This window comes from Streptomyces sp. NPDC058246, from assembly GCF_042881985.1.
Classification (GTDB): Bacteria; Actinomycetota; Actinomycetes; order Streptomycetales; family Streptomycetaceae; genus Streptomyces.
Genome location: NZ_JBHVWZ010000039.1, coordinates 24562 through 39396, shown reverse-complemented (window position 1 = coordinate 39396; position 14835 = coordinate 24562). Strand labels below are relative to the sequence as shown.

Below are 14835 nucleotides of genomic sequence, written 5' to 3'. Positions count from 1 at the left end.
CCCGTGGTAACTTCTGTATACGAGGTGTATGCGATCTTGGGGGTAGTAGTGGCGTCCGGTCGGGAGAAGGCGTATGCGTACCTCAAGGACACGGTGCTGACGGACCCGGCGATGCAGGGAGAGTTCCTCTCCGAGCAGGACATCGCCGACCGGATCGGGGTGTCGCGCACCCCGATCCGCGAGGCACTGCTGCTGCTCGCCGCCGAGGACCTCGTCCAGCTGGTGCCCAAGCGCGGGGCCAGGGTGGCGCCGCTGTCGGGCCGTGAGATCTCCGAGTTGATGGAGCTACGCGGGATCGTCGAGCGGTACGCGGCCGAGCACGTCATCGCGGAGGGCCGCACCCCGGTCACGGAACTCGGCGAGCTGCTGGACCGGCAGGGCGCGCTGAGCGGCCCCGACCAGGCCAAGGAGTTCATCGCCGTCGACCACCTCTTCCACGCCACGCTCGTCTCGGCGGTGGGCAACACCCTGCTCGACCGGCACTACGACGGGCTGCGCAGCCGCCAGGTCCGCGCCGGAGTGGTGGCGCTCTACAACCAGCACGGCCGCCAGGAGGCGGTGCTGGACGAACACCGGGAGATCCTCGACGCCCTCGCGGCCGGCGACGCCGCCGCCGCTTGCGCGGCGATCGACAGCCATCTGCAGTCGACTCTGAAGGTCCTGCTCACCGGCTAGAAGGCCCTGCTCACCGGCTAGAACAGGGCTCGGCCGGGATGGGGCGGGGCTCGGCCGACTGGAGCGGGGCTCGGCCGGTTGGAGCCTGACTGCGCCGACTGGCGCGGGACTTGGCCGGCTGGAACAGGACTTGGCTGACTGGCGCGGGGCTCGGCCGGCTGGAGCAGGACTTGGGGATCGCCTCGGGGCCGCCGGGCACCACCCACAGCGTGGCGCTGACCCCGGCCGGAACGGTGCTCCTCGCGGAGGCGAGAATCGCCCTGGACGCCCTGCAGGCCGCCGAGCGGCGCGCCCAGCGGGCGGCCGCCCCGGAGCCGAAGCTGGTCCTGGCAGTCAAGGCCGACGGGGACGCCGGGCTGCTGGAGCCGATTCTCGCGCGGCTCGCCTCCGAGCCGGCGGCCGTACCGGTCGCCGTCCGGCTGTGCGGCCGGCACGAACAGCCGCGACTCCTGCGCCGCGGTGAAGCCGACGCGGCCCTGGTCCACGAGCCCTTCGACCGCACCGGCCTGGACACCGAGACGCTGACCGCCGAACCATGCCTCGCGGCCCTCGCGGCCACCCATCCGCTCGCCGCCCGGGACCGTCTGACCCTCGCCGACCTCGGTCTGCGCCCCGGCGATCTGCACCGGTTCCGCGACGAGACCCGCGGCGAAGGCCGCGACCTCGCACAACTCCTCACGCTCGTCGCACTGGGCGACCTCACGCGCCTGCTGCCCGTCTCCGTCGCCACGCGCTATCCACGTCCGGGCGTCGTCTACCGGCCGGTTGCGGACGCGCCGCCCGCGGTCCTCGTCATCGCCTGGCCGCAGCAGTCCCGTTCGACGGCCACGGCGGCACTCGTCCGTGCCGCCGCCTCCGTGGCGGACGCCGTACGGGACGGGCACGCGGGACAGGGCCTGTCCGGCGGATCAGACCGGAGACGCGGGACAGAGCCTGTCCGGCGGATCAGGCCGGAGACTCGGGATAGGTGAACACGAGCATCGTGACGCCCGCCTCCGTCGTCCACGGGCCGTGCGGCATCCCGGGCGGGCGGCACGCGTACGAGCCCTGCGGGAAATTCTCGTCGAGCGTCAGGTCGTGCAGGTCCCCTTGGAGGATGTAGACCTCCTCCCAGAAGTCGTGCCGGGCCACTCCCTGCGCGGAGGTGTCGGTGCCCGGCTCCCAGCGGACGAGCGTGGTGCTGTGGGCGCCGGACGCGTCCTCGGCGAGTACGCGGTGCACGACCCCCGGGAGCGCGCCGGCGGGCGTCGTCCATGGCGCGGCGGGCAGGTGGAATTCGAGCTCCGGCTTGCTCATGAGGCCCTCCCCAGGCGGCGGTTGGCCAGCACGGAGGTCTTCTGACGGACCGCAGCGACCTCGTCTACGTCCAACTCGGCGAACAGCAGGCCCGGTTCGGCGCCGAGGCTGTCGCGTACGGTTCCGTCGGGGCCGACGACCATGCTGTACCCGATGCCGGTGGGCGCCGAGGGATGGGCGACCACTCCCCCGGCCGCCGGGTCGGCCTGGTCCACGGCCGCGAGCCACACGGTGGCGTCCAGGGCGCGGGCCCTGACCAGCAGCTCCCACTGTTCGCGCTTGCCCGGCCCGGCACCCCAGGAGGCGGCCAGCAGCGTCGCCACGGCCCCCGCGTCGGCGTGCGCCCGGAAGAGCTCGGGGAAGCGGACGTCGTAGCAGGTGGCGAGGCCGATGCGGACGCCGTCGACGTCGATCGTGACGATCCGCGAGCCCGCGGCGACGGTCTCGGACTCGGCGTAGCCGAAGGCGTCGTACAGATGGATCTTGTCGTACGAGGCCTCGACCCCCGGGCCGGCGGCGAGCAGGGTGTTGGCGACCCGTCCCTCCGGGGCCGGGGTGAACATGCCCGCCACCACGACGATTCCGGCCGCGGCGGCGAGGGCGCGGACCGCGTTCGCCCAGGGGCCGTCGAGCGACTCCGCGACCGGCGCCAACGGGGTGCCGAAGCACGCCATCGACGCCTCGGGGAAGACGACGACGCGGGCTCCGGCCTCGGCGGCGCGCCGGGTGCCGTCCTCGATGAGCGCGAGATTCTTGTCGGGGTCGGGTCCACTGGTGAACTGGTTCAAAGCGATACGCACGGGCGGCCTTTCTGCGTCGTGGGCGTCGGCGGGAATCGAGTCGTGAGAGTCGGTGGGAAACGAGTCCGGGAGTGGCCGGAGCCGAGTCGTAGGCGAGTCAGGGACTCGGCGGGAGCCGAGTCCGGGAGTCGGCGGGAAGCCGGTAGGAGCTGGGCGGAATCAGGAAACCTCGGCCGCGGGCTCGGGGGCGGGCACGACGCGTCGCGTGTCCTCGTCCCCGGCATGGTCGGCGTCGCGCCCCAGGCACAGTCCGGCGATGGTGACCGCCGCCGAGACCGCGATGTAGAGCGCCAGCGGGACCCAGCTGTCGTAGGAGCTCAGCAGAGCGGTGAAGAGCAGCGGGGCGACCGCGCCGCCGATGAGACCGGCGAGCGTGTAGGCCAGCGAGGAGCCGGTGTAGCGCAGCCGCGGGGAGAACTGCTCGGCGACGAAGGCCGCCTGCGGCCCGTACATGAAGGAGTGGATGGCCAGTCCTCCGACGACGCCGCACAGCAGCAGGAACCAGCTCCGGCCGTCGATCATGAGGAAGAACACGAACGGCCACACGCCCGCCGCGACGGCCGAACAGCCGTACAGCAGACGCCGGTTGACCCGGTCGGACACGGCTCCGGCCAGCGGGATGAGGAAGACCTGGAGCGACGAGCCGATGAGTACGGCCGTCAGCGCGGAGCCGCGCGCCATGCCCAGCTCGTTGGTCGCGTAGGTGAGTACGAAGACGGTGAACATCGCGTACAGCACGTCGGGGCCGACCCGGCACAGGATGGCCGCGAGCAGGGCGCGGGGCTGGGTGGTGAACACCTCGCGGATCGGCGCCTCGGGCCGGCTCTGCTCGGCCTCCATCGCCTTGAACACCGGCGTCTCCTCCAGCTTCGCCCGGATCCACAGGCCGAAGCCGACCAGGACGCCGGACATCAGGAACGCCACCCGCCAGCCCCAGGAGAGGAATTGATCCTCCGTCAGCAGGGCGCCGAGAGCGGCCAGCACGCCGTTGGCCAGGAGGTTGCCCGCGGGCGGTCCGATCTGTGCGGCGGAGGCGTAGAAACCGCGCTTGCGCGGGTCGCCGAACTCGCTGGACAGCAGGACGGCGCCGCCCCACTCGCCGCCCACCCCCACGCCCTGTGCGAAGCGCAGCACGACCAGGGCGATGGGCGCGGCGGCACCGACCGTGCCGTAGGCCGGCAGCAGACCGATCAGGAAGGTGGCCGCGCCGATCAGTACCAGTGTGGCGATGAGGACCTTCTTGCGGCCGATCACATCGCCGAGCCGGCCGAAGACGAAGCCGCCGAGCGGACGGGAGACATAGCCGACGGCGTAGGTGGAGAACGCCAGGAGGGTGCCGGTGAGGGGGTCTTCCGAGGGGAAGAAGAGGTCACCGAAGACCAGTGCCGCGGCGGCGGAGTAGACCGCGAAGTCGTACCACTCCAGAGCGGTGCCGGTGAGGCTGGCGAAGAAGGCGCGGCGGATACCGGAGCGTGCCGGGGGCGGCTGCTCGGTGGCCTGCTGGGCGTGCTGCATGCTGCCTGTTCCTTGCGTCGGGGACAACGGTCTCGCGTCGGGGACATCGACCTTTCGGCATACTTCTTGTATACAGGTCGTATGCGCAACCCCCGCGCCGGAAGTTAATCGCTTCGAAACCGACCTCCGGACCGAGCCGAGGCCCCGGCCGAGACCCGGCCGATGCCCTGGCCGAGACCCGGTTCAGGCCCTGGCCGAGACCCCAGCTCAAGTCCTGGCCGAGACGGAAACGGGGCCGCCGCCGAGACCGACCCGGCCGGTCCCCGGCACGAGCCCCCGACACACGAGCCTCCGAGGCGAGCCTTCGAGGCCCCTTCGGGGTCCACCTCTGAAGCCCAAGCCCCCACCCCACTCCACTCCACCCCCCACCCCACCAGCAAAAACCGACCCTTTCAGGAGATCCCATGGCCGTGCTGACCTTCGAGCTGCCCGACGGTTCCACCCGTGATGTCGATGTCCGGCAGGTACTCAACGCCGGATATGCCGGACGCAGCCAGGACGACGTCGCCGCGCACGTCGCCGAGCTGGCCGAGCTCGGGGTACCCGCGCCGTCCGTGACCCCGGCGCTCTACCCCGTCTCCCCCTACCTCGCCCAGCAGACCGACCGCGTCGCCGCGCAGCACGCGCGCACCTCCGGCGAGGCCGAGTGGGCCCTGGTCGTCGCGGCGGGCGGGGAGCTGCTCCTCACGGCCGCCTGCGACCACACGGACCGGGACCTCGAAGTCCACGGAGTGGCCTGGAGCAAGAACGCGGGCCCGGACGTACTCGCCCGCCACGCCTGGCGCCTGGACGACGTCGAGGCACGCATCGACGACCTCACCCTGCGCGCCTGGGTCACCCACGGCGGGCAGGAGACCGAGATCCAGCACGGCACGCTCGCCGAACTGCTCACCCCGGGCTACTGGGCCGACGTGCTGCGCTCGCGGGGCCACTTGCTCCCCGGCACGGTGCTCATCTCGGGGACCATCCCGATGACCGAGGACGTGGACCAGTTCGCCGAGGCGTGGCGCGTGGAACTGGGCGACCCGGCCACCGGCAACACGATCGAGCTGTCGTACGACGTGGTGCCGCTGCCTGAGCCGATCGGTTGAGCCCGGAGCCTCCCCGCGACAGATTGCATTCCGTATACTGGCTGCACTCGCACCCGCACCCGCACCCGCATGGCCCCGACTCGGAGGAAACATGGCGGACTTGAACCCCGAGGTGGTGCTGGGCATGGCAGCCCAGGCACCCGACGGCATAGTGATCATCGACAGTGAGGGCCTGATCCGCTACTGGAACCGGGGCGCGGAGCGCATCTTCGGCTTCTCGGCGGCCGAGGTGGCCGGTCAGAATCTGGACGTCATCATTCCCGAAAAACACCGGCAGCGTCATTGGGACGGCTTCCGGACGGCCATGGACCGAGGGGCCACCAAATACGGGGCAGCGGACCTGCTGACGGTTCCCGCGCTCGCGGCGGACGGCAGCACTCTCTCCATCGAGTTCAGCGTGGCTCTGCTGGCCGCTCCCGACGGCAGCGCGTACGTCGGCGCGGTCATCCGAGACGTCACCGCGCGACGGGCGCGGGAGCGGGAGATGATGCGCCGCCGAGCCGAAGCCACCACGGACCGTACGACGGTCTGAGCTCCACCGCGCGGCGAAGCGGCCGCGGACTCCGGAGCCGCGTGCACAGGTCCTCATCCTGCCGGGGGCACCCTGCATGAGGTGCCCAAAGACCCCGTCACCAGCGGAAGCGCTGAGGCCGGGGTCTTCGCACATGTGCAGGCGGGCGGATGCAGTCCGAAACGGCTCCATGTCGAGGTCTGGGGACGAGGCGTGGACGGGAGCTTGGGGCGTCGCCGCAGGTGAGTCCGGGAAAGTGGCGAGGGCCCGTCCAAGCCGCCCCGTCTCAGATGACCCGGTCCCGGATGCACGGTTGCCCGGTGCCGCCTCAGTTGATCTGGGAGGACACGTTCGCGGCTCTCAGTCGATACAGAACTCGTTGCCCTCGATGTCCTGCATCGGGATGCACGAATCATTGCCGTCATACAGCGTTTGCACGTGTACCCCGCCGAGCGGGACCAGTCGTGCGCATTCGGCCTCAAGTGCGGCGAGGCGCTCTTCACCGACGAGTCCGGTGCCGACCCGCACATCAAGATGCAGCCGGTTCTTGGCGGCCTTCCCTTCGGGGACGCGCTGGAAGTACAGGCGCGGGCCCACGCCTGAGGGATCACTGCAGGCGAACCATGAATCCCGCTGCTCAGGTGGCTGCGAGCGCTTGAAATCGTCCCAAGTGGCAAACCCCTCCGGGGGCGGCGGTACGACGTACCCCAACACCTCGCACCAGAAACGAGCGAGGCGCTCAGGTTCCGCGCAGTCGAAGGTGACTTGGAACTGCTTGATCGATGCCATCGGTCCACCATATTGGCGCGTGCTGCTCACCGTGATCCCGGGGTTTCATCGCCGTGCGGGTCGAGGTCTCACGTGACACGAGTGTCCGTTCTCATCCATCGTGTCAGGGAGCCATGTCGGCGATCTGCGCACTGACAACTGACTTGAGACAAGACGGGCGAGCGATCCGGCTGGGATCAATGGGCTTGGATGTCAGCATGAACGGAGGTCGTCCGGCGGTGTCCTACCGAAGCGTGGTCCCTCTCGACACGTTATGTGACACCTACGGCTTGGCCGACGAGGTGATCGGCGATCCGGCCGGGGCTGCGGAGTCCGGCACACCCGCGTAGTCGGGCAGCTCGACGCCGTTGATCGCGCGCCCGACCAGCTCGGTGAACCATTCGCCGGCGAAATCGGGGCGCGGCTCGGCGTCTGGCCCGGGGACGTCGCGGCTGCGGGCGTTCAACCGGCCGATCTCCTGGTTGGCCTCGACGAACGAGCGCATCCGCGCTTCGTAGCGGGCGAACCCGGCGTCGGGGTCCCATCCGGCAGCGGCCAGCTCTCCGGCCAGCAGGTAGGCACCGACCAGTGCCAGCCCGGTGCCCTGCCCGGACATCGGCGACGAGCTGAACGCCGCGTCCCCGAGCAACCCCACCCGTCCACTCGACCAGCGGTCCATCACCACCTGGGCGACCTGGTCGAGGTAGAAGTCCGGAGTGTCGTCCAGGTGCGCGAGGATGTCCGGGGTCAACCAGCCCAGGCCCGTCATCCGCTTCCGCAGCAGGACCTTCTGGGCTGCGACGTCACGGTGGTCGACGTCGAAGTCAGCCGAGGCGAAGTAGAACATGGCCATCGCCCGGGTGGCGTCCTGGATGGGCCGCAGGAGGGCGGAGCGCCCGGACTCCTGGTCCTGGTACTCCAGCAGCCAGCGGTCCAGCCCGAACTCGTTGGGCACACTGCAGAAGGCCAGCACCTGCCCGAGGTGGCGGAGGAACCGCTCATGCGGCCCGAAGACCATCGCTCGCAGCTCCGAGTGCAGCCCATCTGCCCCGACCACCAAGTCGAAGCGCCGCCGGTTGCCGCCCGCGAAGACCACGTCGACCCCGTCGGTGTCCTGGGCGAGCCCGGCGATTCGCTCGCCGAAGACGTACTCGACGCCGTCGCGGGTGTCGTCGTAGAGCACCTGGGACAGGTCCCCGCGCAGGATCTCGATGTCCGCGATGAACCCGTCGCCACCGTCGTCGTCGGCGCGGAAGGTCTCCAGCACCTGCCCGTCCGCGTCCACGATGTGCGCGCCGGCGGTGTCGGTGCACGCCGCGCGCACCGCCGCGTCCAACCCCATGCGCCCGATGACCTCCTTGGCGACCCCGCGCGCGTCCACCGCCTGCCCGCCGGGACGCAGCTCGGGAGCCCGCTCCACCACGGTCACCTCAGCCCCCCGCCGGCGCAGCCAGTGGGCCAGCGCGGGTCCCGCGATGCTCGCCCCCGCCACCAAAACCCTGGGACCGCTCACCCGCTTCCCCTGCCCGCCCGTCCGGATCGCGTGCCCCGGGTCGGAGTCGTCGACGCTCATCACAGCCTCCATCTGCTTCCTCCCGCGCTGGAACGTCCCCAGCACAGGCCCACCGCTGTCGGTGTATCCAGCCGTATCGACCACGGATCCGCACACAACTCATCGGTCACGGCAGACATTGATGAGAAACGCCAACTCCGATGAGACTCACATCAACCCAGACTGGCGGACTGGGTGAACGAGTTCGAAGAGCAGTTGATCTTCTGGCAACGCCCTGGGCAGTCGCACGCGACCCTTCTCCACAGCGACCTCGACTGGGACCCGATCCCGGTCACCCCCGGCGGACCACTCATCCCGGGCGGCTCGCCTCCGGGGCTGGAGTTCGGCTGTGCTTGCGGAGTTCCTGGACATCGCTCGCGATCATCTGGACGACGGGAACGGTTGGGTGGCGCATGACGACGGTCGGTCGTTGCGCTATTCCCAGGATTCCCCGTACTGGATCAGCAAGGCTCGCAGTCGCCGCGCCCGGTCACCAACTTCGCCCCGGAGCCGGCTTCGGTTCTTATGCTTCCATTTGGCGAGCTGTCGGATCTCCCGCGACTCGTCGGACAGTGAGGGCGTGATATGCCCATGTATGCGCCCAAATTCGGCAAGAGCGGCGAACTTCGCGTTCCATGCGGCGTCGTTCTTACTCCAGAGCCACCCCGGCACAGCTTCCAGAGCAGCGACCTGCTGGGCGGGTAGCCGCGAGTAGGAGGTTCGCCAGTTCGTGACCCAGGAACCGATGCGATGCCCCTGCCAGACGTCTTTGGCCTTCACCACTGATATGAGTTGGCCGGTGTCAGCGCAGTAGGCATGGAGGACCGCGAGCTGATCCTCGAACCGGGTCACCCGGGGTGTCCAGCACCAGCCGGAGATATTGGCCATGGCGTCGAGTTGCTCCTGCGGAAGGTCCCCTCCCCGGTCCACGAGTTGGCTGCGCCTTTCCCGTAGCTTCTTCGCCCATTGGCGGGCGTCCGCGAGCTCTTGCGCCGAAGGACCAGGGCCGTCGGCCTCGAGAGCTCGGCGGTAGCGCTCGTAGCCTTCCCAGAAGGCGCCGATACGCGCGTCGAAGTGCCAACTGGGGATGGCTGCAAGCTGTGCCCGACGGTCCTCGGGCAGCTTCCCTTGCCGGTGGAAGGCGCGCTGGGTGTAGCACCAGATGCGCAGGTCGACGCCCTTCACCAGGATTCCGTCCGGGACCTGGCAGGTGCCGAAGTGCTTCTGGAAGCTGACCAGCGCCTCGTACATCCGCTCCCACTTCGCAGTGTAGGTATCGCGCTCGGCCTTGGACACGACGGAGCCGAGACGCTCGCTGATCCACTCGTTGGAGACGGCCTCGGCCTGCAGACGCCCGGCGGCGCAGTAGCTCTTGGCCGCTTGTGGGGGAATGAGTCCCAGACGCGCCAGCTGGGCGACAACAACGCTCGCGACAAGGTACGGGTGCGCGTCCTTGGGGACCATGACGTCGAGGTCGGCGTCGATCAGGTCCAGGGGGTGCTCGCGAACCCGGACGACTGTCCAGCCCGATTCCCGGAGCCGGGCCGTCTTGTCCGTATCCCGCTTCAACGCCGCGAGGCCATTGTGGAAGTAGGCCCCGTCGAACTCGACGACGAGCTTTCGAGTCGGATCGGCCACGTCGACCTCTTCTGGCCTGCCTTCGGCGACGTGGGCCTTGTTCGGCTCGCCATCGACGCTGAGAAACAGTCCGAGTTCGGCTTTCAGCCGCAGCTCGGCTCGGGAGGTGCGGACGAACGCGCAGTTACGGCATCCCGTTCCTTCACGGGCGGCGCTACCCACGCGATCGGCCACGGATGCCTTCCACGAGGGGTGATCCGGCTTGGCCAGGCAGTCCCAGACAATCAGTCTGCCGCTTCCAAGGGAGACCATGTCCGGTGTCAGCGGCAGGTTTTCGGTCTCGTTCCAGGACTTGATCAAATCCTCAGGAGCGTGCATGGAGAAGCGGTTGGCGTCCGAGACCTTGGCATCGAGCCTCATCCGCCTCGGACACGAGGGGCATCGGGGAGGGGCCGGCGATCGCGTTTGCGCGAGCACGGTGTGCTTGTACGGCTGATGGCCGAGGCCCGCGCCGCAGTGCCACCACCATTCCCGTGTACGTGACTTGATCGACACATGGTCGGGGGTGTGTGGCGCGTTCTTCTCGTAGTGCCACAGCGCCGCCACGTCTTTCCTGCAGGTGGACAACCTGTTCGCATCGGTTACATGCCCCGTCGGCAGCAGATCGTGGTCCGAGCGTTCCCGACGCCTGGGCAGACGTGGCGGACACTTGTCGCACTTCAACGGCTGCTTTCGAGTACGTTGTTCGACCTTCCGCTGATACGAGGGGTGCCCGAGCCCAGCGCGGCACTTCCACCACATGACCACGTTCGAGCTGACCGTGAACTGGTCGGGGGTGTACGGCGCGTTCTTCTCGTAGTCCCAGTCTGCTGCCACGTCGCGCCGGCACAAGGAGAGCCGGTTGTCGTCCGTCAGGCGCGCCATGCCACATCCCCCTCCACAATGCTGCCGCGGTGCGCTGTGAGCCCGCCGTAGGACAGCATCGCTTGCGCCACTGACAATCCAACGCAGAGTAGACATGCCTGGTGATGCTGATCCGCGAGCGCCGCTCGTCCCACCTCAGTGGGTGACCTTGGCGCAGGCGAGCGTCTTCAGTGGGTGATTTTGACGCAGGCGAGCGTCTTCAGTGGGTGACCTTTGCACAGGTGAGCGTCGCTGTTCCGTGGCTTGTCTTGACGACGAACTTGCTCCCGCTGAGACCGTCGACGTCGAACCTTCCCGAGTGGTCCGTGGAGACGGTGCCCGAGCTGGACCCCGAGTAGGTCACCTTCGTGCCGCCGGGGAACCCCACACCCCACAGGTGGTACTTGCCGTTCGACTCTCTTTCGACATTGCACGTCGCGCGCGACGGGGCGCCGGGCGCGGTGGTGGTCGACGCGTGTGCGGCAAACGCGGGGCCCAGCGCGAGCGCGGGGACGACCAGGGGCGTGAGTGCAGCGAGACGACGTGTCCGGTTCATCGTTCTACCTTCCGTGGGCGCTTCAAGTGCGGCCGGTGGGACGCGACGGCTTCGTCACCAGCGGCATCGGTCGCACAGGACGCCGATGGGGAACGCCTCACTCCGCCCCGCCGTGCACACGTCACCCCACATAAGCGGTATCCGCATTTTGTCTATAAAAGTGTGGGATGTGATGCTTCCGTCAGCATATCGTCCGGTCTGCCATGCGGCACCTCCGGCACCTCCTGTGAACCATCGCAGGGGGAGGGTCCGGGAGACGGGATCGGCCCGCGACTCCGCCGGCCGAGAGCGCGAGTGCGGTTCTCGTCATCCGCTCTTCCCCGAAGCCCGTCAAGGGACTTGGAGTGCCACTGCCGGCGTCTGACACCGCAGCACCTGACGCCCCCTCACATGCCGGTGCCCCGCGTACGAGGAGCGTACGCGGGGCACCGTGGTGTTCCGGTCAGGCGACGACCTGACCCTCGTGCAGCCTGCGGATGTCGTCCGCGTCGTAGCCGAGGTCGGCGAGGACCTCGTCCGTGTGCTCGCCCAGCAGCGGCGCGCCCTCGATCTCGGGCTTGAAGCCGGAGAACTTGATCGGGCTGCCCACGGTCAGGTAGGTGCCGCGCTCCTTCTGCTCGACCTCGACGATCGTGCCGCTCTTGCGCATGTCGGGGTCCTCGGCGAGCTCCTTCATGCTGAGCACGGGCGCGCAGGGCACCTCGAACGTGCGCAGGATGTCGACCGCCTCGTACTTGGTCTTGTCGGCCAGCCACTTCTCGATCTCGCCGAAGATGTCCATGATGTGCGGCTGGCGGGCCAGCGCCGTGGTGTACTCGGGGTCCTCGGCCCACTCGGGCTTGCCGATGGCCTCGCAGGTGCGGACCCAGTTCTGCTCCTGGATGGTGAAGTAGATGTAGGCGTTGGGGTCGGTCTCCCAGCCCTTGCACTTCAGGATCCAGCCCGGCTGGCCGCCGCCACCGGCGTTGCCACCGCGGGGCACCGCGTCGCCGAACTCGCCGTTCGGGTACTGCGGGTACTCCTCCAGGTAGCCGACCTTCTCCAGCCGCTGCTGGTCACGGAGCTTGACCCGGGTGAGGTTGAGGACGGCGTCCTGCATGGACACCGACACCTTCTGGCCGAGACCCGTCGCGTTGCGCTGGATGATCGCGGTCAGCAGGCCGATCAGCAGGTGCATACCGCTGTTGCTGTCACCGAGGGCCGAGCCGCTGATGGTCGGCGGGCCGTCCCAGAAGCCTGTGGTGGAGGCGGCGCCGCCGGCGGCCTGGGCGACGTTCTCGTAGACCTTGAGGTCGTTCCACTTCGAGTCGTCGTTGAAGCCCTTGACCGAGCCGAAGATCAGCCGCGGGTTCAGCTCGTGGATGTAGTCCCAGCCGAGACCCATGCGGTCCATGGCGCCCGGCGCGAAGTTCTCCACCAGGATGTCCGCCTCGCGGATCAGCTTCTCCATGACCTCCTTGCCCTCAGGGGCCTTGGTGTTGATGGCCAGCGAACGCTTGTTGCTGTTCAGCATGGTGAAGTAGAGGGCATCGAGGTCGGGGATGTCGCGCAGCTGGCGGCGGGTCACGTCGCCGCCGTTGATGCGCTCGACCTTGATGACGTCGGCGCCGAACCAGGCGAGCATCTGAGTACAGGCGGGGCCGGCCTGGACGCCGGTGAAGTCGATCACCTTGATTCCGGCGAGCGGCTTTTCACTCATGGTGGGTTCCTTCTCGTGAATGATCTCGTGCGGGGCGGGAGTGCGGGGTGAAGGCCGTAAGTCGGTTACGTCTTCGCTCACTTCTTCGCCGGCGTGATGTTGCCGACGGTGATGCCCTTCGGGTTGAGGTGCGAGATGTGGCCGCTCTCGGTGCCGGCCGAGGGGTCGATCACGCAGTCGATGAGCGCCGGGCCGCCGGAGGCGAGCGCCTCGGTGAGGGCTGCGGTGACCTCGGCGGGAGTGGTCGCGCGGTAGCCCTTGCCGCCGAACGCCTCGATCATCAGGTCGTGGCGGGCCGACAGCATGAGGGTCGTCGGCGACGGGGCGTCGTCGAGCGGGTTGACGTCGTCGCCGCGGTAGACACCGCCGTTGTTCATGATCACGGTGACGACGGGCAGCTTGTAGCGGCAGATGGTCTCCAGCTCCATGCCGCTGAAGCCGAAGGCGCTGTCGCCCTCGACGGCGACGACCGGCGCACCGCTCTCGACGGCGGCGGCGATGGCGTACCCCATGCCGATGCCCATGACGCCCCACGTGCCGCTGTCGAGGCGGTGGCGCGGTACGTGCATGTCGATCACGTTGCGCGCGATGTCCAGCGCGTTGGCACCCTCGTTGACGATGTACGTCTCCGGGCGCTCGTGCACGACGTCGCGTACGGCCTTCAGCGCACCCATGAACTGCATGGGGTGCGGGTCGGCCTCGAGGCGCTTCGCCATCTTGGCGACGTTCTGCGCCGAGCGCGCCGCCAGCTCTTCCTTCCAGGCCGCGGGCGCCGCGATCTGCCCGGGCTTGGTGCGCTCGGCGATCGCGTCGAGCACAGACTCGATGTCCCCGACGAGCGGCGCGGCGATGGGCTGGTTGCTGTCCATCTCCTTGGGTTCGATGTCCACCTGGATGAACTTGGCGTCGGGGTTCCACTGCGGTGCCTCGCCGTGGTTGAGCAGCCAGTTGAGGCGGGCGCCGACGAGCATCACGACGTCGGCCTTCTTCAGCGCCAGCGAACGGGCGGTGGCCGCCGACTGCGGGTGGTCGTCGGGCAGCAGACCCTTCGCCATCGACATCGGTACGTAGGGCACGCCCGTGGACTCGATGAACTCGCGGATCTTGGCGTCCGCCTGGGCGTACGCGGCGCCCTTGCCGAGCACCACCAGCGGGCGCTGGGCGCCGGCCAGCAGCTCGACGGCCCGGTCCACCGCCTCGGGGGCGGGCAGTTGGCGCGGCGCGGGGTCGACGAGACGGCTCAGCGTCTTGGCGCCCGCCTCCGCGTCCATGATGGAGCCGAGCACCGCGGCGGGGATGTCGAGGTAGACCCCGCCGGGGCGCCCGGAGATCGCGGTGCGCAGCGCGCGGGCGATGCCGCGGCCGATGTCCTCCACGCGGCTCACCCGGTAGGCGGCCTTGACGAACGGCTGCGCGGCGGCGAGCTGGTCCATCTCCTCGTAGTCACCCTGTTTGAGGTCGACGAGATGGCGCTCGCTGGAGCCGGAGATCTGGACCATCGGGAAACAGTTCGTGGTCGCGTTCGCCAGCGCGACCAGCCCGTTGAGGAAGCCCGGAGCCGACACCGTCAGCGCCACGCCCGGCTTCTTCGTGAGGTAGCCGGCGGCCGCCGCCGCGTGTCCGGCGTTGCTCTCGTGACGGAAGCCGATGTAGCGGATGCCCTGCGCCTGAGCAAGGCGGGCCAGGTCGGTGATCGGGATGCCGACCACCCCGTAGATGGTGTCGACGTCGTTCATCTTGAGCGCGTCGACGACCAGGTGGTACCCGTCGGTGAGCTCGGTCGGAACGTCGGCTGTTGCCGCGGTCTCCATTGTCGAGGGGGCGGTCATGGTCCGAGGTCCTCCTTGGGCAGGTCATGCCTGTGCGGCTACTCCTCTCACCTTCCGCAGAC

At 69.0% G+C, this 14835-nt stretch carries 12 protein-coding genes and 1 pseudogene; 4 read left to right on the top strand and 9 right to left on the bottom strand.

Annotation, left to right across the window (positions count from 1 at the left end):
• Window positions 1-48: 48 nt before the first annotated feature.
• Window positions 49-675, top strand: a complete 627-nt coding sequence (locus ACFVXA_RS35920) for a GntR family transcriptional regulator (protein WP_389515956.1) — start codon at window positions 49-51, stop codon at window positions 673-675.
• A gap of 155 nt (window positions 676-830) precedes the next feature.
• A pseudogene (locus ACFVXA_RS35915) lies at window positions 831-1646 on the top strand (LysR substrate-binding domain-containing protein); the annotation flags it as partial.
• On the opposite strand, the gene ACFVXA_RS35910 reads toward ACFVXA_RS35915, so the two are convergent.
• The 3 genes from ACFVXA_RS35910 to ACFVXA_RS35900 all read right to left on the bottom strand — a co-directional run bounded on the left by ACFVXA_RS35910 (window position 1621) and on the right by ACFVXA_RS35900 (window position 4286).
• Window positions 1621-1971, bottom strand: coding sequence for a cupin domain-containing protein (locus ACFVXA_RS35910; protein WP_390028305.1), 351 nt, complete (start codon window positions 1969-1971; stop codon window positions 1621-1623). The pseudogene ACFVXA_RS35915 and the gene ACFVXA_RS35910 sit on opposite strands and share 26 nt — an antisense overlap.
• Complete coding sequence (locus tag ACFVXA_RS35905) at window positions 1968-2771, bottom strand: carbon-nitrogen hydrolase family protein (RefSeq protein WP_384025094.1); 804 nt, start codon at window positions 2769-2771, stop codon at window positions 1968-1970. The genes ACFVXA_RS35910 and ACFVXA_RS35905 overlap by 4 nt, the downstream gene beginning before the upstream one ends.
• 159 nt (window positions 2772-2930) lie before the next feature.
• Window positions 2931-4286 (bottom strand): MFS transporter, encoded by a 1356-nt coding sequence (locus ACFVXA_RS35900; RefSeq protein ID WP_362033167.1) that lies wholly within the window; start codon window positions 4284-4286, stop codon window positions 2931-2933.
• A 404-nt stretch (window positions 4287-4690) separates the two neighbouring features.
• Between ACFVXA_RS35900 and ACFVXA_RS35895 the strand changes: the two genes are divergently transcribed.
• Both ACFVXA_RS35895 and ACFVXA_RS35890 read left to right on the top strand, forming a co-directional pair.
• Window positions 4691-5377: a DUF2848 domain-containing protein gene (locus ACFVXA_RS35895; protein ID WP_362033164.1), complete on the top strand. Its 687-nt coding sequence runs from the start codon at window positions 4691-4693 to the stop codon at window positions 5375-5377.
• A gap of 91 nt (window positions 5378-5468) precedes the next feature.
• Window positions 5469-5909: a PAS domain S-box protein gene (locus tag ACFVXA_RS35890; protein WP_362033162.1), complete on the top strand. Its 441-nt coding sequence runs from the start codon at window positions 5469-5471 to the stop codon at window positions 5907-5909.
• A gap of 339 nt (window positions 5910-6248) precedes the next feature.
• Here the strand turns inward: ACFVXA_RS35890 and ACFVXA_RS35885 are convergent, their stop codons facing one another.
• From ACFVXA_RS35885 to oxc, 6 genes are all read right to left on the bottom strand, one after another.
• Entirely contained in the window at window positions 6249-6677 is a 429-nt protein-coding gene (locus tag ACFVXA_RS35885; protein ID WP_390028303.1) for a VOC family protein, read from the bottom strand.
• A gap of 262 nt (window positions 6678-6939) precedes the next feature.
• Entirely contained in the window at window positions 6940-8229 is a 1290-nt protein-coding gene (locus ACFVXA_RS35880; protein ID WP_390028302.1) for an FAD-dependent monooxygenase, read from the bottom strand.
• A 414-nt stretch (window positions 8230-8643) separates the two neighbouring features.
• Complete coding sequence (locus tag ACFVXA_RS35875) at window positions 8644-10710, bottom strand: Helicase associated domain protein (protein ID WP_390028301.1); 2067 nt, start codon at window positions 10708-10710, stop codon at window positions 8644-8646.
• A gap of 199 nt (window positions 10711-10909) precedes the next feature.
• A complete protein-coding gene (locus tag ACFVXA_RS35870) occupies window positions 10910-11245 on the bottom strand; it encodes a hypothetical protein (protein WP_362033152.1) in 336 nt (111 codons plus the stop codon).
• A 442-nt stretch (window positions 11246-11687) separates the two neighbouring features.
• A complete protein-coding gene (gene frc / locus ACFVXA_RS35865) occupies window positions 11688-12944 on the bottom strand; it encodes a formyl-CoA transferase (protein WP_362033149.1) in 1257 nt (418 codons plus the stop codon).
• 77 nt (window positions 12945-13021) lie between these two features.
• Window positions 13022-14773: an oxalyl-CoA decarboxylase gene (gene oxc / locus ACFVXA_RS35860; RefSeq protein ID WP_383745987.1), complete on the bottom strand. Its 1752-nt coding sequence runs from the start codon at window positions 14771-14773 to the stop codon at window positions 13022-13024.
• Between the last annotated feature and the right edge of the window lie 62 nt (window positions 14774-14835).

Coding starts and splice junctions, on each gene's coding strand:
- ACFVXA_RS35910 (WP_390028305.1), bottom strand. CDS start 1,971: ATGAGCAAGCCGGAGCTCGAATTCCACCTGCCCGCCGCGCCATGGACG.
- ACFVXA_RS35900 (WP_362033167.1), bottom strand. CDS start 4,286: ATGCAGCACGCCCAGCAGGCCACCGAGCAGCCGCCCCCGGCACGCTCC.
- ACFVXA_RS35895 (WP_362033164.1), top strand. CDS start 4,691: ATGGCCGTGCTGACCTTCGAGCTGCCCGACGGTTCCACCCGTGATGTC.
- ACFVXA_RS35890 (WP_362033162.1), top strand. CDS start 5,469: ATGGCGGACTTGAACCCCGAGGTGGTGCTGGGCATGGCAGCCCAGGCA.
- ACFVXA_RS35885 (WP_390028303.1), bottom strand. CDS start 6,677: ATGGCATCGATCAAGCAGTTCCAAGTCACCTTCGACTGCGCGGAACCT.
- ACFVXA_RS35880 (WP_390028302.1), bottom strand. CDS start 8,229: ATGAGCGTCGACGACTCCGACCCGGGGCACGCGATCCGGACGGGCGGG.
- ACFVXA_RS35875 (WP_390028301.1), bottom strand. CDS start 10,710: ATGGCGCGCCTGACGGACGACAACCGGCTCTCCTTGTGCCGGCGCGAC.
- ACFVXA_RS35870 (WP_362033152.1), bottom strand. CDS start 11,245: ATGAACCGGACACGTCGTCTCGCTGCACTCACGCCCCTGGTCGTCCCC.
- frc (WP_362033149.1), bottom strand. CDS start 12,944: ATGAGTGAAAAGCCGCTCGCCGGAATCAAGGTGATCGACTTCACCGGC.
- oxc (WP_383745987.1), bottom strand. CDS start 14,773: ATGACCGCCCCCTCGACAATGGAGACCGCGGCAACAGCCGACGTTCCG.